This window comes from Kitasatospora sp. LaBMicrA B282, from assembly GCF_050325825.1.
Taxonomy (GTDB): Bacteria; Actinomycetota; Actinomycetes; order Streptomycetales; family Streptomycetaceae; genus Kitasatospora.
In genome coordinates this window covers 61,378-77,795 of the sequence record NZ_JBNQTI010000010.1, presented here as the reverse complement: position 1 = coordinate 77,795, position 16,418 = coordinate 61,378, and the positions used below count along the sequence as shown (strand labels likewise).

The window sequence follows — 16,418 nt, the reverse complement described above, 5'->3', positions numbered from 1 at the left end:
ATGCCCGAAACCACGCCGAACGCCGCCCCGACCCTGACCGCGCCCGCCGTGACCGTCCACCTGCCCGCCGCCTTCCACACCCTGACCGGCGGCCGGCGGCAGATCCCGGCCGCGGGGGACAGCATCCGCGAGGTGCTCCACGTCCTCGACCGGGACTGTCCCGGCGTCCTGGACCGGATCGTGGACCAGCAGGGCTCCATGAAGCGCTACGTCAACGTCTACCGCAACGACACCGACATCCGCGGCGACGACGGCCTCGAGACCAAGGTGGCCGACCGGGACGTGATCTGGATCGTCCCGGCCGTGGCCGGCGGCAGCGGAGCGGCCCCCACCCGGGAGTCGTGATGACCGACACCCTGCCCGCCGAGTTCTTCACCGCCCCCGGCGCCTCCCCGCACGAGGCCACCGCCGAGCTGCGGGCCAAGTGCCCGGTCCACCGGATCGACTACCCGCCGGGCGCCGAGGCGTACGCGGTCCTCGGTCACCAGGCCGTCGCCGAGGCCCTCGGCGACCCGCGGCTCTCCAAGCGGGTCGAGAGCCTGCCCACCCGCTACCGGGAGAAGGCCCACGCCGACAGCCTCCTGATGGTCCGCAACCTGGGCTTCGCCGACCCGCCCGAGCACACCCGGCTGCGCAAGCCGGTCAGCCGGGCCTTCGTCCCCGGCCGGATCGCCGGCCTGCGCCCGCGCATCCAGGAGATCATCGACGAGCTGATCGACGCCTTCCCGGAGTCCGGCGAGGTCGACCTGCTGGACGCCTTCGCGCTGCCGCTGCCGCTCACCGTGATCAGCGAGTACCTCGGGATCCCGGTCTGCGACCGGCCGCTGTTCCAGCAGTGGGGCTACGTCCTCAGCCAGGACCCTTTCCAGTACCCGGAGTCGGAACTGAAGGCGGCCACCGACGAGTTCCTCGCCTACTTCGGCAGGCTGGTCGCCGAGCGCCGCGCCAACCTGCGGGACGACCTGCTGAGCGACCTGGTCCGCGGCCGGGACTCGGGCGTCTTCGTCAACGACCGGGAGCTGTACTCGACGATCCTGCTGCTGCTGATCGCCGGGCACAAGACGGTGGCCAACATGCTGGGGAACGGGACGGCCCTGCTGCTCTGCCACCCCGAGCAGCTCGCCAAGCTGCGCGCCACCCCCGAGCTGGTGCCCTCGGCCGTCGAGGAGATCCTGCGCTACGAGGGCTCGGCCTCCTGGGCCTCGCTGCGGATCGCGGCACAGGACCTGCGGCTCGGCGAGGTGGAGATCCCCGAGGGCAGCTTCGTGCACCTGTCGCTGGCCGGCGCCGGGCACGACCCGGAGGTGTACGAGGACCCCGAGCGCTTCGACGTCACCCGGTACCCCAACCACCACCTCGCCTTCGGCCACGGCCCGCACTTCTGCGTCGGCGCCCCGCTGGGCCGGCTCCAGGGCGAGCTCGCCTTCACCACCCTGCTGCGCCGCCTGCCGGACCTGGCCCTCGCCGTCGCGCCCGAGGAGATCGCCTGGCTCTCCGACAGCTCCCTCAGCCGGGGCCTGGAGGCCCTCCCGGTCCGGGTCGGGCGGAGGCTGCCCTGATGAGCGCCACCCTTCGTGACCCGCGCATCGCCGACCCGCGCATCGCTGTGGTCGGTGCGGGGGGAGTGGGCGGCGTGCTCGGCGGCCGGCTCGCCGCGGCCGGGACCCCGGTGCGGTTCCTGGCCCGCGGCGAGCAGCTGGCCGCGCTCCGCAGCACCGGGCTGCAGGTCAGCGATGCCGCGGGCGACTGGTCCGTGCCCGCGCCCGCGGTGTCGGCCTCGGACGACCCGCGGGAGCTCGGCGAGGTCGACCTGGTGCTGCTCTGCGTCAAGACCCCGCAGCTGCCCGCGGCCCTCGACGCGCTGCCCCCGCTGCTCGGCCCCACCACCGCGGTGGTCACCGTGCAGAACGGCGTCGAGGCCCCCGAGCAGGTCGCGGTCCGCTTCGGCCGCGACCGGGTGCTGCCCGGCCTGGCCCGGGTCGTCGCGACCCGAACCGCCCCGGGCCGGGTCCGGCAACTGGGCCCGCCCGCCGCCCTCGGCTTCGCCGAGTGGGACGGCAGCACCTCGGACCGGGTCGCGCGGTTGCGGGAGGTGCTGCGCGCCGCGTCGGTCACGGCGCCGGAGCCGGCGGACATCTGGGCCGAGCTGTGGGCGAAGTTCCTGCTGGTGGTCCCGGTCGGCAGCCTCGGCGCCGCCACGGGCGGGGCGACCATCGGGCAACTCCGCGAGCGGGACGGCACGCGGCAGCTGCTGGTGGCGGCGATGCGGGAGATCGAGCGGACGGCCCGTGCGCTCGGCATCGACCTCCCGGCCGACGCCGTCGAGACGGCCACGGCCCTGATGGACCGCCAGCCGCCGGACGCGGCCACCTCCCTGCAACGCGACCTCCTGGCCGGCCGGCCGTCCGAGCTCGACGCCTGGACCGGCGCCGCCGTCCGCCTGGCCGCCCGCGCGGGCGAGCCGGCACCGGTGCTGGGGCTGCTGTACGAACTCCTGGCGGCGCGCTCGTCCTTGTCCGGCGAGCACCGCTGAACAGCCGGGCGAGCAGGCTCGCTTCGTCACCGCGTACCAACTGACGAAGGAGCCCCGGTGCACCCCACCGCCGCCTACCTGGCTCGCCCGGACGGCGCCAGCCGTCCCGCGGCGCTCACCCAGGGCGCGACCGGTGGCCACGCCGATCCCGGTGCAGCGCGCAGACCATGAGGCCCAGTGCCTAATAGCTCGTCGGCTCAAGGCCGGCGCTGAAAGCATCTGTCTGTTCACCCGTGCGGGTCAACAACCGACAGCCCATGGGCAGGCTCGTGCTCTCCTTCCGGCCCCATGCCGGCCGGAAGGAGAGCACGGCACCACGGGGTCGTACCTCACAGAGCGACAGACAGGAGCACCGAATGAAGGCCTCCCGCGACAAACTCACCAGGCTCTTCACAGCACTCGCCCTGATGATCGGCGCACTCGTCGGCACGGCGTGGGCGGCGCAGACCGCGTCCGCAGCCACGGCGGTGCGAGCAGTGCCTGCCACCTCATTGAGCATCTGCTCGAACTCGCCTATTCCGTCGGGGTATGTCGTTACTGCGGTGTTCGGTCCTGGTGGGGTCTGTAGCGGTAACCTGGCCAGCTACACGATCCAGACGCCGTACAGTCCGATGAGTGTCTGCTCGAACTCGCCCATTCCGTCGGGGTATGTCGTTACTGCGGTGTTCGGCCCCGGTGGGACCTGCAGCGGCAACCTCGCCAGCTACACCATCCAGACCCCGTAAGTGGCTGTTGTCGTTCCGATCTTGAGCGGCTCCGGTCGAACGGCGTCTCGATCGGGGGCATCGCGGGAGCCTGGAACGCCACCACGGGCTGCGACGGCTATGCCGGCTATATATTGAGCGCCGTGGTCGCCGAGATCCCGTCCGATCGATTGATGGACGGGATCTCGGCGCTTCTGGATTCTGAGGAGAGATCGTCTCTGCTGCTCGTCCCCGGATTCCATCCGCTCCCACCTTCCATGCCTACCGCACGGGCACCTGCCGGCCCCCGATTCCCGACGCCCCCGCAGACGAACGCCCGCCATGAAGCGCAGTTGCCTCGTCGGGCCCACCGATCGTGCTGTCCGGAACGAGCCGAGGAGTCACACGGCCGGGCGCTGGGCCTGCCGGTCGGAGTTGTTCAGCAGCAGGTCGTACCCGAGCCGCGTGAGGGCGTGGCGGACCTGTCGCCCTTCGCGTTCGGTGGTGATGGCCCCGGCCGTGCGCAGTGCAGTGGCGTGGGCGGATGCGGACGGGGAGGTCACGCCGAGACGTTGGGCGAGCTGGGAGGTGGAGCACGGGTTCCGGCCGATCGCACGCAGGGCCCGGGCTCGGCGGGGCCGATCAGGTCGGCCAGTCCGTCCCGGTCTGTGGGCTTCTGCTCGGTACGGCGGGTGCCGATCGGGTACAGCAGGGCGGTCGGCCGCCGCTCGTCGGGGATGGCGACGATGCCGTCCTGGAGGAAGAAGCTGGGGCGCAGTTGGAGTCCCCGGCCACCCAGGTCGCAGGTGGCGTCCAGCTCGGGTGTGGCGTACTGCAGGACTCCTTCCTCGCGCCAGGCGAGCTTCGGGTGGAGTCGGTCCAGCATGGAGCCGGTTCCCGACTCGGCGGCGGTGCGTGCGTGGTCGGCGATGTCGGATTGCAGGAGGCGCTGGATGTCGGGCCAGTCCGGTTCGAGACAGGCCCTGAACAGCGCCCAGGCGCCGTCCGCGATCCGCCGTAGCTGTCGCGGCCCGGCATCGCGCAACTCGGCTACGACACGCGGAAGTTTCGGTTCGAGGTCGTAGGAGGCGAGGTCTGCGTGGAGGAGGGTTTCCGGGACCGCGAGGATGGCGTCGAGTGAGTCGGTGAGCCGATGGCAGCCCTCGATGTCGAGGAAGTCGGGTATGCCCCTGAAACTGGCGTTGACCAGGTCGAACAGTGGGGCGGCCCGGCGGGGGACGTGACGCTTCGCCTGGCGCCACCACCGGGCGTGGTTGATGGAGGTTCCGATGCAGGAGTGCTCCGACCGCGCGGCAGCGCCGAGGATCTGGTCCATCGGCGAGACGCTGAACCGGACGTTCGCCATGTCGGCGATGCCGAAGCCGAATTCGAGCACGGACTCCTCCTGGGGTGTGGCATGCACCGGGGCCAGCGAGTGGGCCGCCGGGGCCGCACGGCCGCCCCTCGGGGCCGGCTGCGGACCGCCTTGACGGTACATCAGCTTACGTACACGCTCCATCTATTCATATCAGCTGCCAGATGAGGAGTGGTGCATGGCCCATCGCAACCGGCGCGCCGGGCCGGTCACGGCAGGGCCGATGCTCGCAGGTACCAGGATCGGCCTGGCCACCGCTGCGCCGGCCAACTCGCCTCTGCGGGCCCCACGAGATCAGTTGGTGCTGGAGTCCCGCACCGGATCGGGCTCGGGGGTCGGCACGAAGAGGCTGAGCCGGTAGGTGGTCGGCTGCACCAAGCGCCCGCAGAACGTGTCGATCCGTATCGCCGTCCAGTCGATCTGCGTGTCCGTCGCTCGGAGACGGTGGATGTGGTCGCGCCACTCCGACTCGTCCTGGGTCTCGAACAGCACTTCCCAGTGGCCCGCGTCAGGCGCGAAGCGAGCGGTGGTCCGCTGCACCTCGCCGCGCCGCTGACGTTTTCTCTTCCGCTGTCCTGGCATCGGCACAGCATGGTCGGCCGCCATCGTCATAGCAAGGCCATGACCACGCCGGTCAGCACGGGCCGGGCGGCAGCACCCAGCCCATCGGTGACCGGTGAGGGCTATCCTGCCGCCATGCACGGGGTGGACTGGGACAAAGTACGTCGTCGGACGCTCGCGGTGTGAAGCCGTCGACGCAGCAAGCGGTCGTACCACCGGAGCTGTCTTCCTCTCCGGCGACGGCACGTTCTCCACCCTGCTGATCGTGAGCGGCCCCTACCGCGGGACCGTGTGGTACGACGAGCGGTCCATCCATGACCGCATCAGACCGATCTTCACCTTCGCCGGGCCGCCCACCTTCGCCGAGTGGTTCTTCGGGAGCGTTGAGTCCAGCTCTGTCCTCCTGCCGAAGCCGCGAAAGGAAGTGGCGGGCGCGTTGGCGCGGCTACCACGGGGCGAGGACACCCCCAGCTGGCTCCGCTGGTTCGACGATTGGGGGCCTGCACGTCCGCGGCCATGGTGGAGCCGCATCCGACCCAACTGGGGTCAGGCACGGCTCAGATCATGAACTCCGCACTGGGAGCCCCCCGGGGGGCCGGCTCCTCGGACCTCGGGGGAACACCACCCCCAACCGATCCTCGGCCATCGACATCGTGCCCATTGCCATGCCCGAGAGCGAAGTTGTCGTTCGAGCGCCGAGTGGTGCGTCAAAACGGCAGCTGATCTTGCAGTTTGTCGTTGGGGCAGTCCGGGCCATCGGAACAACGGGGTAGGACGGCGTCGGTGAAGTCCCAGGGATCGCGGCCGGCAAGGCCGGTCGTGTTCTCGCTCCACTCTTCCAGTGCGTCGATCGCCCGCTCGCGGTACTGCCACTCGGCGCTTGCTCCGAGAACCTCGCGGAGCAACGGGATCAGTTTCCTGCGGTGTTGCCGCAGCCGCGCGTCGTCCACCAGGGGGATGCACGCGGCTATGGCAGCCTCGCGAACTGCCAGGTCGTGGTCCCGCGTAAAGGCGGCGACTGGATTGAACAGCAGCGGCAGCAGCCGGTTCGTCTCGACGAAGGGCAGGTAGTCCTCGGGTACGAAGCCATGCCGCCGGAGGACCTCTGCGGCCGTATCGTTGGCCTCGGCTGCCACCGAGCCGAGCCAGTCCAGGAGCGCAGCCCTCATCACCCCTGGCAGATCGTTGCGCGCCAGGTCGATCGGCAGTGCGGTGCGTGGGTCGGACAGGATCCCAGCCACGTACAGGGCGGTCGGCGCGGTCGCCTCGTAGAGCGTGTTCTGGTGGTGCACCACATGGTTCAGGAAGTCGAGCGCGCTGCTGCGTCGGTGCTGGTCGGGGTCCAGGAGCGCAGTCAGGTGGAGCGGCACGTCTGCTGCTGGTCCCATTGCGTGTGACAGCTCGCTCCAGCGTGTCCGGCTCAGAACCTCGGCAGGACTGGGCAAGGCCTCAGGAGCGAGTACGGCGTCGTTCGTCACGCCCGGATTATCCCGTCACCTGGTGACACCGGCCGGCGGGTCCGCAGTGCGGCCGGCGAGGGAGCGGTGCACGGAACTTGATCACCGGGCTACTGTGTCGGGCATGAACGCGGACGGCTGGTTGGCAGATACCCGGACCTCATACGACACCGTCGCAGTCAGCTATGCCGACTACATTCGTGACGCTCTGGCCGGGGCGCCGTACCTGCGAGCGGCTCTGGCGTTGTTCGCCGACCTGGTGCACGCCTCCGGTGGTGGGCCGGTGGCGGACGTGGGGTGTGGCCCGGGGCACGTCACCGCCCACCTGGGCGAGTTGGGGCTCGACGCCTTCGGTATCGACCTTTCACCCGCGATGATCGACGTGGCCCGGCGTGACCGTCCCGGCCTGCGGTTCGAGGTGGGCTCGATGACGGACCCCGACCTTGCCGACGAGTCGGTCGCCGGCCTGCTCGCGTTCTGGTCGCTGATCCACATCCCCGACGATGCGGTCCCCACGGTCTTCGGTCACTTCCGGCGGGTGTTGCGTCCCGGTGGACCGCTGCTGCTCGGCTTTCACGTCGGCGCCGAGTCGCGGCTGAAGACGCAGGGCTACGGCGGTCACCCGATGAAGGTCCAGGTCCACCGCCGTCAACCCGAGCAAGTGGCGGCTTGGCTACGCGATGCCGGGTTCGTGGTCGAGGCCCACTTGCTGACCGACCCCGACGAGAGCGTTCCGGGGGCGCTCCTCTTCGCGCGCCGCCCGCCTCGCGGGAGCGAACCGCAGGCGGGTCACCCGAGCAGCTTCGTGTAGGCGGCGGCGTCCAGCAGGTCGGCAGTGGAGGCGCCGGTCGCCAGCTTGATCCTGAACAGCCAGAGGCCGTACGGGTCGCCGTTCACGTCCTCGGGCGAGTCGACGACGTCCTCGTTGATCGCGACGACCTCGCCGGCGACCGGGGTGTAGATGTCGGAGGCGGCCTTGACCGACTCGACGATGCCGACGGGCGCCCCGGCCTTGACCTTCGTGCCCACCTTGGGCAGCTCGAAGAAGACGATGTCCCCCAGCGTGTTCTGGGCGTGGTCGGTGAGGCCGATGGCCACGGTCCCGTCGGCTTCGGTGAGCACCCACTCGTGCTCTTCTGTGTACTTGCGATCGGTAGGGACGTTCGCCATGGCAGGGCTCCTCTGATCCGTGATCGGTAGATGACACAGTGTCATATCGGCGTGCGTCAGAGGCGGCGTTCGGGGAAGTGCCCTCCGCATTCCATTAAGGTGATCATTCGTATCAAACGGACTGTCGAGTAGGACGGGGGCCCGGTGTCCGGGAGGTTGAGCGAGCGGCTGGCGGCGTTGCACGCGGGGCAGGTGGACGGGCCCGGGCTGGTCCGGGAGCTGCGCGCGGCACTGGTGCTGCTGCCCACGCAGGACGGGGAGCCCGTGGCCGGGGACGCCGAGGGCGTGCGCTGGCTGTACGCGTTCACTGGTGAGGACGCCCTCGCCCGCTTCGCCACCGCCCGCGGCATCAGCGGCGAGGTGGAGTACCTGTGGGTGCGCGGTTCACGCGTCCTCGACGTCGCACTCCCCGCACTGGCGGCCCCGGCTGCCCCCGTCGGACTGGCGCTCGACGTCGCCGGCCCCGCGCCCTTCCTCCTCCCGGCGTCGGCGGTGGCGGCGGCCTCGGCGGTGACAGCCTGATGGGGCTGCTGGACGACATCGGCAACGGCGTCGAGGGCCTCTACAACGACGGAAAGAAGGGCCTGGGCGAGGCCGTCGACTCGGCCTCGCACCTGGCCGGCGACGGGCTCGACCTGGTCGGCCTGCACAGCGCGGCGAAGGCGGTCGACGACTTCGGTGACCACGTCGCCGACAAACTCGGCGCCCAGGTCGGCGAGAAGCAGCTGGGCGAGTCCGACGACCCGAAGGACCTGGTGCACGGCGACACCAAGGCCCTGATCACCTCGGCCGGGGACCTGCGCAAGTTCCACCAGGCCTTCGAGGAGACCGGCGGCGGCCTGCAGGCGATGGACTCCGCGCACTGGCAGGGCCAGGCCGCCGACGCCTTCCGGGCCAAGTTCGAGCCGCACCCGCGCCTGTGGCTGACCGCGGCGGACTCCTGCTCGGCGGCCGCCCAGGAGCTGGAGTCCTTCGCCGAGACGGTGGCCTGGGCGCAGGACCAGGCGAAGCAGGCGATCGCCGCGTACAACGCGGCGAAGAAGGCCTACAAGCAGGCGCAGGACACCTACAACACCAGCGTCGACAGCTACAACAAGGCGATCAAGACCTACAACGCCGCGGTGAAGGCGAACCAGGACCCCGGTCCGAAGCCCACCGACCCGGGTGACTTCCACGACCCGACCACCACGCAGCTCTCGCGCGCCCAGGACCTGCTGCGCGGCGCCCGTGCCGCCCGCGACCAGGCGGCCACCAGTGCCGCCGCCAAGGTCAAGGCCGCCACCGACACCGCGCCGGCCGAGCCCAGCTTCACCCAGCGGATGAAGCTGGACTCGATCGACCTGGCCGAGGGCGGCATGACCGGGGTGACCCACGTCTACGGCGGCCTGGTCAAGGGCGCGGCGGACATCGTGGACTTCGGGCGCAGCATGAACCCGATGGACATCTACAACATCACCCACCCGGCCACCTACCTCGACCACCTCAACAGCGTGGCGGCCGGTCTGGTGCACGCCGAGGTCCACCCCACCGACCTGGTCAAGAGCATCGTCGGCTCGGGTTGGGGCTCGGACCCGTTCGAGGCGGGCGGCAAGCTGATCACCAACGTCGCCTTCGGCGTGGCGACCGACGGAGGCGGGGAGGCCGCCACGGCCGGTGCGGACGTGGCGGCGAACGCGGCGAAGGACACCGCCGAGAACGCCGCGAAGGACACCGGCGACAACGCGGCCCGCGACGCCGCGGACAACCCGGACAAGGCAGGTCAGGAACCGAAGGACGTCACCGACTGCGGCGACCCGGTGGACGTCGCCACCGGCCACGTGTTCCTGCGCCAGCGCGACACCGTCCTGCCGGGCCTGCTGCCGCTGACCTTCGACCGGACGCACCGCTCCGACTACCGGGCGGGGCTGTGGCTGGGACCGACCTGGTCCTGCACCTTCGACGAGCGCCTGGTGGTGGACGCCGAGGGCGTGCTGCTGGTGCGGGCGGACGGGGCCATCCTCAGCTACCCGCATCCGGCGTCGGACACCCCCGACACCCCCGACGCCCCGGACGCCCCCGACGCGTCCGTGCTCCCGGTCGCGGGCGCCCGCTGGCCGCTGACCAGGCGCGGCGACGGTGGCTACACGGTGCACGACCCGCAGTCCGGCCTGCTGCGCACGTTCGGCAACGCGTCGGACGACGGGCGCCGCGTGCCGCTGCTCGAGATCCGGGACCGCAACGACCACTGGATCGCCTTCGACCACGACCTCGACGGCGTCCCCCTCGCCATCCGCCACAGCGCGGGGCGCCACCTGAAAGTCGACACGGCCGACGGCCGGATCACCGCGCTCTCGCTGGTGACCGACGTGGTGACCGACGTGTCCACCGACGTGTCGACCGACCCGGCGACCGACCACGGCGGGCCGACCGAGCTCGAACTCGTCCGCTACGGCTACACGGACGGCCACCTCACCGAGGTCGTCAACTCCTCCGGCCTGCCGCAGCGCTTCGAGTACGACGACCTGGGCCGGATGACCGCCTGGGTCGACCGCAACGACTCCCGCTACGCCTACCAGTACGACGAACTGCACCGGTGCACCGCGCAGGGCGGCGTCGAGGGCCACCTGAGCTACCGCTACGGCTACGGCGAAGCCGACCCGGAGACCGGCCTCCGCACCACCAGCGCGACCGACTCGCTGGGCCACACCACCCGCTACCTGGTCAACCCGAAGACCCAGGTCGTCGCCGAGATCGACCCGCTGGGCGGCGTCACGCGCCACACCCGTGACGCGTACAACCGCCTGCTCTCGGTCACCGACCCGTCGGGCCGCACGGCCACCTTCGACTACGACGCGGACGGCAACCTGGTGGCCGCCACCCGCCCGGACGGCCGGCGGACGTCGAGCACCTTCGACCCCCTGCTCCGACTGCCGACGGCCACCGTCGACCCCGCCGGCCGGACCTGGCGCCAGGAGTACGACCGGGCCGGCAACCGCACGGCCACCGTCGACCCGTCCGGCGCGGTCACCAGCTACTCCTACGACCGGTTCGGGCACCTGTCCGCCGTCACCGACCCGTTGGGCCGGACCACCACCGTCCGCTGCGACCCGGCGGGGCTGCCCGTCGAGGTCGTCGACCCCCGCGGGGGCCGCACCCGCTACCGCCGCGACGCGTTCGGCCGGCCGGTCGCCATCACCGACCCCGTGGGAGGGGTGACCGAGCTGTCCTGGACGGTGGAGGGGCGGCTGGCCCGCCGCACCGACCCCACCGGCGCCACCGAGAGCTGGGTCTACGACGGCGAGGGCAACATGACCCGCCACACCGACGCGGTGGGCGCCGTCACCAGCTGCGAGTACGGCCACTTCGACCGGCTCACCGCCCGCACCGGGCCGGACGGCGCCCGCTTCCGGTTCGCGTACGACACCGAACTCCGGCTGGTCCGGGTCACCAACCCGGCCGGCCTGCACTGGCGTTACGACTACGACCCGCGTGGCCTGCTCGAGACGGAGGTCGACTTCAACGGGCGCCGCCTGACCTACCTGCGCGACGCGGCCGGCCGGGTGGTCACCCGCAGCAACGGCCTCGGCGAGCGGATCGACTACGCCTACGACGTGCTCGGCGCGGTCAGCAGCAAGTCGGTCCAGGGCGCGGTCACCACCTACGAGCACGACGCGTCGGGCCACCTGGTGCGCGCGGTCGGCCCCGACACCGAGCTGACGCGCCGCTACGACCGCTGCGGGCGGCTGGTCGAGGAGACCTGCGACGGCCGGACGCTCACCTTCACCCGCGACGCCACCGGCCGGCGGGTCGAGCGCCGCACCCCCTCGGGCGCGGTCAGCCGGTGGACCTACGACCGGGGCGGCGATACCGCCGAACTCGCCGCCCCCGGCGCCGTCCTGACCTTCGACCGCGACCTGGCCGGGCGCGAGACCGGTCGCCTCATCCAGGACAGCCTGCTGCTGGCCACCAACTGGGACCCGGCGCACCGACCCGTCGACCAGACCCTGACGGCGACCGCCACCGGCGCCCTCGCCGCCACCGGCCCCCTCACCCCGGACGGCGCCCTCGCCGCCACCGGCCCCCTCACCCCGGACGGCGCCCTCGCGGCGGACGGCCCCCTGGCCGCCGAGGCCGCCGCCGGCACCCTGCTGCGTCGGCGCTCCTACCGCTACCGGCCGGACGGGCGACTGCTCCAGGTCGACGACCTGGAGCAGGGCACCCGGCGGTTCGACCTGGACCGGCTCGGCCGGGTGGTGGCCGTGCACGCCGACCACTGGACCGAGAGCTACGACTACGACCTGACCGGGCGGCCCACCGCCGCTGCCTGGCCGGCCGGCTCCGCCGGCAGCGCCGCGCTGGGGGAGCGCGCCTACCAGGGCACGCTGGTCCGGCGCGCCGGCAGCCTGCGCTACGAGTACGACGGCCAGGGCCGGGTGACGCTGCGCCAGCGGATCAACCTGTCCCGCAAGCCCGACACCTGGCGCTACCGCTGGGACGCCGAGGACCGACTGGTCGCGGTGACCACGCCGGACGGCCAGGTCTGGCGCTACCAGTACGACCCGCTCGGCCGCCGCACGGCCAAGCAGCGGATCGGCGCGGACGGCAGCACCGCGGTGGAGCGCACCGTCTTCACCTGGGACGGCGCGACGCTGGTCGAACAGACCTCGTGGACCCCCGGGCTGCCCGGCCCGCACGTCATCACCTGGGACCACGAGCGGGGCCGACCGGTGGCCCAGAGCGAACGGATCACCGGCGCGACACCCGGCGGCCCGTCCGGCGGCGAGTCCGCTGCCGGCCCCTCCGGCGGCGGCCCGTCCGACGGGACCCAGGCCGAGGTCGACCGGCGCTTCTTCGCCATCGTCACGGACCTGATCGGCACGCCGATCGAACTGATCGACGAGCACGGCGGCAGCGCCTGGCGCAGCCGGGCCAACATCTGGGGCGCGACCACCTGGCCGAAGCACAGCAGCACCTACACGCCGCTGCGCCTCCCGGGCCAGTACTACGACCCGGAGAGCCGGCTCCACTACAACCTGAACCGCTACTTCGACCCGGAGGCCGCCCGGTACGTCTCGCCCGACCCGATCGGTCTGCGGCCCGCACCGGACCACCACTCCTACGTCGGCAACCCGCTGGTCGGCAGCGACCCGCTCGGCCTCGCGCCGTGCCGGGACGCGGCGAAGCGACAGGCGCTCCGGGACGCCGGCGTGGCCGACGACGCGGTGCCGATCGACGAGGACTGGGTCCCCTCCACCACCCGGGGCGGGAAGCAGATCCTGGACGAGAACCACCAGCCGGTCTACTTCCACCAGGAGTACTACGAGACCAAGGACGGTGACATCATCGTCTTCCAGGACCACTACACGGGGCATTCGTTCGGCGATCCCAACGGCATCGGCGACCAACCGCCCCACGTCCACGTCAGGCCCCTCGACGACCCGCGAAACGGCGTCCTCCCACCTCCGGCAGAAGCGCACTACTACTATGACCCCAGCCTGGGCTGACCTCCTCCGCAATCCCGAGAAGCTCTCCGGCCTGTACGAGCAGCCGGCGGACCTCGATCCGCTGGTGCTGCACTCCGTCCACCTCGACCGGCGGGGGCCGACCGTCACGCTGCGGCTCAGCACCACCAGGCTGCCGGAGCAGCCGCCGGCCGAGTGGTCGGCGGCCGGCTGCGACCACGTCGAGTTCCACCTGCAGTTCCTCGCCGTCGCGGAGCTGTCGCTGACCCCGGCCCGGTTCCCCGCGCCGGTCGGGTTCCGGTTCACCGAACCGGAACCCGACCGGATCCGGGTCCGGCTGCGCGGCGCCGAGCTGGACCTCGCCTTCGCCGCCCACCGCTCGGTCACCATCGGCCGGCTGAGCGCCTGGAGCGCCGCGACCGCCCCGGCGCCGGGGGAGCAGCCGGTCCACCACTACCTGAGCCCGCTCGACCGCCGGCTCCACACCACCCCGCCCCCGACCTGGAAGAAGAACTACTATGGCCGGATCTGACGCTGGCTCTGACGCCGGATCCGAACCCGGCTCCGAGGCCGGCTCCGCCTGGATCGACCACGTCCGCGGCGCCCACCAGCTGACCGAGCTGTTCCACGGGGCGCCCGCCCTCCCCGCCCTCGACTTCACCGGCGTCCTCGTCGACGAACGGGCGGACAGCGGGGTCACCCTGGGCTTCGACGCCATCGACCCCCCGGGCGCCGCCACCTCCCCGCTCTTCGCGGACGGCCGGAACGCGCTCGAGTTCTTCCTGGTCTTCGCCGGCGTCCGCGACCTCGCCGTCACCGGCTGGGACCACCTGGGACTGCGGAGCTGCACCATCGACCCGCTCGACCCGCGCACCCCGTTCGACCCGGTCGACCCCGGCACCCTCCGGGTCGCCCTGGCCGGCGAGGGCTGGCGCATCGACTTCCTGGCCGACTCCTGCCGGGTCGAGGGCCTGCGCTCCTACCGGGCCGCGCCCGAGTTCGGCTGACCCGGGCGCAGCACGGCGTCGGCGGCCAGCGCGACGGCGACCAGCAGCCCCACCGCGCCCGAGACCAGCAGCGGCAGCCGGCCGGCACTGCCCCAGGCCAGTCCTGCCCAGAGGCCGGCTACCAGCACCGCCGCGCCGGTCGCCCCCTGGTAGAGGCCCTGGGCAGTGCCCTGCGCCGCGTCCGGCACCAGGGTGGAGATCCACCCGCGGCCGACCCCGTCCGTGCACGCGGCGAACCCGCCGTACAGCGGCAGCACCACGAAGACGAGCCAGGAGCTGTGGATCAGTCCCAGCCCCAGGTAGCCGACCGCGAAGAAGACCAGCCCGCAGGCGAAGACCAGCGGCCGGGAGAACCGGTCCGACAGCGCGCCGGCCGGGTACGACAACCCGGCGTACGTCACGTTGTAGACCGCGTACGCCAGCACCACCCCGGCCGTGCCCAGCCCCAGGTCGTGCGCGCGCAGCAACAGCAGCGCGTCGGGGAAGTTGACCAGCCCGAACAGCGTCAACAGCACCAGCACCCGCCAGAACCCGGACGGCAGCTCCTGCCACCGCGGTCCACCGGTCGCCCGCGGCGCCCGGCTCGGGGTGCGGGCTGCGGTGGTGTCCCGCACCGCCGCCACCAGCGCGACCGAGGCGCAGGCCGGGATGACGGCCACCCAGAACAGCGGGCGCAAGCGGTGGTCCAGCGCCTCGTAGAGCGCCAGCCCGATCAGCGGGCCGACCACCGCGCCCGCGGTGTCGGCGGCGCGGTGCAGGCCGAAGACCCGCCCGCGCTGCCCCGGCGGGACGCCCTCGATCAGCAGCGCGTCCCGGGGCGCCGACCGCAGCCCCTTGCCGATCCGGTCCACCACCCGGGCGACCAGCACCATCGGCCACACCACGGCGAGCGCGATCAGCAGCTTCCCGAACGCCGCCAGGCCGTAGCCCAGTCCGATCAACGGGCGGCGCCGGATCCGGTCCGCCAGCCGCCCGGCCACCACCTTGGTGACCGAGGCGACGCCCTCGGCCAGCCCCTCCGTCGCGCCCACCACCGAGGGAGGCGCGCCCAGCACGGTGGTCAGGAAGATCGGCAGGATCGGGTAGAGCAGTTCGCTGGCCGCGTCCTGGAGGAACGAGACACCGCAGAGCACCCGCACGTTCCGGGTCAACCACGCAGGACCCCGTCCCGGGGGCCGACCGTCCGCCGGATCCGTCACGGGCAGCACTCTACCGACGACGCGGCCGCCGGGGCATGATCAGCTGGTCGCCCGCCTCGCCTCGAGCCGCGCGCCCAGCCGCATCAGCGACCCGGTGCCCAGCAGACCGAGCACGGTCACCGCAACACCGGCCACGCAGTCCAGCAGGTAGTGGTTGGCCGTCCCCATCACCACGACGGCTATGGCGGCGGGGTAGAGCAGCCCAAGCACCCGGAGCGCGCGGCCGCGAGCGTGACGGAAGACCAGCAGCCCGCACCACAGGGCCCAGCCCACGTGCAGGCTCGGCATCGCCGCGTAGTCGTTGGTCAGCGTGGCGAGCCCCTTCGGTACGCCGCCCCCGCCGCTCCACCACCCGATCGAGGCGTGCTGGGCCAGGACGTCGACGAACCCCGAGGAGCCGTCGAGCAGTCGCGGCGGCGCCGTCGGGTAGGCCACGAACCCCACCAGCCCCAGGGTCGTCGTCAGCAGCAGCCAGGTGCGGGCGTGGGCGTAGTGCTCGCGGCGGAACCGCCACACCCAGAACAGCACCGCCGCCGTGACCGCGTAGTGCAGCGTGGAGTAGACGAAGTCGGCGGGTATGCCCAGCCAGGGATGCGCCGCGAAGGCGTGGTTGACCCAGTGCTCCGGACTCAGCCCCACCGCCCGCTCGATGGCGAGCAGGCGCAGCCCGTGCTGCTGCGCCTGAAGCTGGTTGCCACTGACGAGCAGTCGGCTCCCGTCGTAGGCCGCGTACACCAGCAGCAGCAGTTCCCACCGCCCGCGTCGCCACCACGGCCGCCGCGGAGCGGCCCCCGGTACCCGTTCGGGCGCCGGTGGGGCCTCTGCGACGGGTGCCGGGTCAATCACGCTTACGGGTTGGGCGTAGTCGTTCTTCAGCGTCATCCCCTCCTTGAGCGCGTGTGCTCCGAGGTCGCCCGCGGTTCTGCATGATGATGAACCGTCAAGGTCCCGGGCGTGCCGAACCGGATCCCCATGCTTCCCCCCACTCCCCC

The 16,418-nt window shown here is 72.1% G+C and carries 16 protein-coding genes; 9 read left to right on the top strand and 7 right to left on the bottom strand.

The annotated features are described in order from the left end of the window. The 4 genes from ACQRUO_RS05475 (at position 1) to ACQRUO_RS05460 (ending at position 3,258) form a co-directional block, all read left to right on the top strand. On the top strand, positions 1 to 345 hold the full coding sequence (locus tag ACQRUO_RS05475; protein WP_428314567.1) for a MoaD/ThiS family protein: 345 nt from the start codon (positions 1 to 3) through the stop codon (positions 343 to 345). Next, on the top strand, positions 345 to 1,559 hold the full coding sequence (locus tag ACQRUO_RS05470; RefSeq protein ID WP_428314566.1) for a cytochrome P450 family protein: 1,215 nt from the start codon (positions 345 to 347) through the stop codon (positions 1,557 to 1,559). Before ACQRUO_RS05475 ends, ACQRUO_RS05470 begins: the two co-directional genes overlap by 1 nt. Beyond that, the gene (locus ACQRUO_RS05465; protein WP_428314565.1) at positions 1,559 to 2,533 is read left to right on the top strand and encodes a 2-dehydropantoate 2-reductase; all 975 of its coding nucleotides are present in this window, start codon (positions 1,559 to 1,561) and stop codon (positions 2,531 to 2,533) included. Before ACQRUO_RS05470 ends, ACQRUO_RS05465 begins: the two co-directional genes overlap by 1 nt. 356 nt (positions 2,534 to 2,889) lie before the next feature. Next, on the top strand, positions 2,890 to 3,258 hold the full coding sequence (locus ACQRUO_RS05460; protein ID WP_428314564.1) for a hypothetical protein: 369 nt from the start codon (positions 2,890 to 2,892) through the stop codon (positions 3,256 to 3,258). A 359-nt stretch (positions 3,259 to 3,617) separates the two neighbouring features. Here the strand turns inward: ACQRUO_RS05460 and ACQRUO_RS05455 are convergent, their stop codons facing one another. The 4 genes from ACQRUO_RS05455 to ACQRUO_RS05440 all read right to left on the bottom strand — a co-directional run bounded on the left by ACQRUO_RS05455 (position 3,618) and on the right by ACQRUO_RS05440 (position 6,630). Further along, positions 3,618 to 3,827, bottom strand: a complete 210-nt coding sequence (locus ACQRUO_RS05455) for an ArsR/SmtB family transcription factor (protein ID WP_428314586.1) — start codon at positions 3,825 to 3,827, stop codon at positions 3,618 to 3,620. Further along, complete coding sequence (locus ACQRUO_RS05450) at positions 3,776 to 4,612, bottom strand: hypothetical protein (RefSeq protein WP_428314563.1); 837 nt, start codon at positions 4,610 to 4,612, stop codon at positions 3,776 to 3,778. The genes ACQRUO_RS05455 and ACQRUO_RS05450 overlap by 52 nt, the downstream gene beginning before the upstream one ends. 273 nt (positions 4,613 to 4,885) lie before the next feature. Beyond that, a complete protein-coding gene (locus ACQRUO_RS05445) occupies positions 4,886 to 5,173 on the bottom strand; it encodes a hypothetical protein (protein WP_428314562.1) in 288 nt (95 codons plus the stop codon). Positions 5,174 to 5,859: 686 nt separating this feature from the next. Further along, positions 5,860 to 6,630 carry a hypothetical protein gene (locus tag ACQRUO_RS05440; protein WP_428314561.1) on the bottom strand — a complete coding sequence of 257 codons (771 nt, stop codon included), beginning with the start codon at positions 6,628 to 6,630 and terminating at the stop codon, positions 5,860 to 5,862. Positions 6,631 to 6,733: 103 nt separating this feature from the next. Between ACQRUO_RS05440 and ACQRUO_RS05435 the strand changes: the two genes are divergently transcribed. Continuing rightward, the gene (locus ACQRUO_RS05435) at positions 6,734 to 7,420 is read left to right on the top strand and encodes a class I SAM-dependent DNA methyltransferase (RefSeq protein ID WP_428314560.1); all 687 of its coding nucleotides are present in this window, start codon (positions 6,734 to 6,736) and stop codon (positions 7,418 to 7,420) included. Here the strand turns inward: ACQRUO_RS05435 and gcvH are convergent. Continuing rightward, positions 7,399 to 7,779, bottom strand: coding sequence for a glycine cleavage system protein GcvH (gcvH, locus tag ACQRUO_RS05430; RefSeq protein ID WP_428314559.1), 381 nt, complete (start codon positions 7,777 to 7,779; stop codon positions 7,399 to 7,401). The genes ACQRUO_RS05435 and gcvH overlap by 22 nt on opposite strands. Positions 7,780 to 7,923: 144 nt before the next feature. Between gcvH and ACQRUO_RS05425 the strand changes: the two genes are divergently transcribed. The 4 genes from ACQRUO_RS05425 to ACQRUO_RS05410 are packed head-to-tail and all read left to right on the top strand — an operon-like array spanning position 7,924 to position 14,227. Next, positions 7,924 to 8,301 carry an SseB family protein gene (locus tag ACQRUO_RS05425; RefSeq protein ID WP_428314558.1) on the top strand — a complete coding sequence of 126 codons (378 nt, stop codon included), beginning with the start codon at positions 7,924 to 7,926 and terminating at the stop codon, positions 8,299 to 8,301. Continuing rightward, positions 8,301 to 13,262: a putative T7SS-secreted protein gene (locus tag ACQRUO_RS05420; RefSeq protein ID WP_428314557.1), complete on the top strand. Its 4,962-nt coding sequence runs from the start codon at positions 8,301 to 8,303 to the stop codon at positions 13,260 to 13,262. The genes ACQRUO_RS05425 and ACQRUO_RS05420 overlap by 1 nt, the downstream gene beginning before the upstream one ends. Then, the gene (locus tag ACQRUO_RS05415; protein WP_428314556.1) at positions 13,243 to 13,752 is read left to right on the top strand and encodes an Imm50 family immunity protein; all 510 of its coding nucleotides are present in this window, start codon (positions 13,243 to 13,245) and stop codon (positions 13,750 to 13,752) included. The genes ACQRUO_RS05420 and ACQRUO_RS05415 overlap by 20 nt, the downstream gene beginning before the upstream one ends. After that, the gene (locus ACQRUO_RS05410) at positions 13,739 to 14,227 is read left to right on the top strand and encodes a hypothetical protein (protein ID WP_428314555.1); all 489 of its coding nucleotides are present in this window, start codon (positions 13,739 to 13,741) and stop codon (positions 14,225 to 14,227) included. Before ACQRUO_RS05415 ends, ACQRUO_RS05410 begins: the two co-directional genes overlap by 14 nt. Here the strand turns inward: ACQRUO_RS05410 and ACQRUO_RS05405 are convergent. Both ACQRUO_RS05405 and ACQRUO_RS05400 read right to left on the bottom strand, forming a co-directional pair. Beyond that, positions 14,200 to 15,378 carry an MFS transporter gene (locus tag ACQRUO_RS05405; RefSeq protein WP_428314554.1) on the bottom strand — a complete coding sequence of 393 codons (1,179 nt, stop codon included), beginning with the start codon at positions 15,376 to 15,378 and terminating at the stop codon, positions 14,200 to 14,202. The genes ACQRUO_RS05410 and ACQRUO_RS05405 overlap by 28 nt on opposite strands. An 87-nt stretch (positions 15,379 to 15,465) precedes the next feature. Further along, positions 15,466 to 16,308: a phosphatase PAP2 family protein gene (locus ACQRUO_RS05400; protein ID WP_428314553.1), complete on the bottom strand. Its 843-nt coding sequence runs from the start codon at positions 16,306 to 16,308 to the stop codon at positions 15,466 to 15,468. Positions 16,309 to 16,418: the final 110 nt, after the last annotated feature.

Coding starts and splice junctions, on each gene's coding strand:
- ACQRUO_RS05420 (WP_428314557.1), top strand. CDS start 8,301: ATGGGGCTGCTGGACGACATCGGCAACGGCGTCGAGGGCCTCTACAAC.
- ACQRUO_RS05465 (WP_428314565.1), top strand. CDS start 1,559: ATGAGCGCCACCCTTCGTGACCCGCGCATCGCCGACCCGCGCATCGCT.
- ACQRUO_RS05460 (WP_428314564.1), top strand. CDS start 2,890: ATGAAGGCCTCCCGCGACAAACTCACCAGGCTCTTCACAGCACTCGCC.
- ACQRUO_RS05435 (WP_428314560.1), top strand. CDS start 6,734: ATGAACGCGGACGGCTGGTTGGCAGATACCCGGACCTCATACGACACC.
- gcvH (WP_428314559.1), bottom strand. CDS start 7,779: ATGGCGAACGTCCCTACCGATCGCAAGTACACAGAAGAGCACGAGTGG.
- ACQRUO_RS05470 (WP_428314566.1), top strand. CDS start 345: ATGACCGACACCCTGCCCGCCGAGTTCTTCACCGCCCCCGGCGCCTCC.
- ACQRUO_RS05400 (WP_428314553.1), bottom strand. CDS start 16,308: ATGACGCTGAAGAACGACTACGCCCAACCCGTAAGCGTGATTGACCCG.
- ACQRUO_RS05475 (WP_428314567.1), top strand. CDS start 1: ATGCCCGAAACCACGCCGAACGCCGCCCCGACCCTGACCGCGCCCGCC.
- ACQRUO_RS05410 (WP_428314555.1), top strand. CDS start 13,739: ATGGCCGGATCTGACGCTGGCTCTGACGCCGGATCCGAACCCGGCTCC.
- ACQRUO_RS05445 (WP_428314562.1), bottom strand. CDS start 5,173: ATGCCAGGACAGCGGAAGAGAAAACGTCAGCGGCGCGGCGAGGTGCAG.
- ACQRUO_RS05415 (WP_428314556.1), top strand. CDS start 13,243: ATGACCCCAGCCTGGGCTGACCTCCTCCGCAATCCCGAGAAGCTCTCC.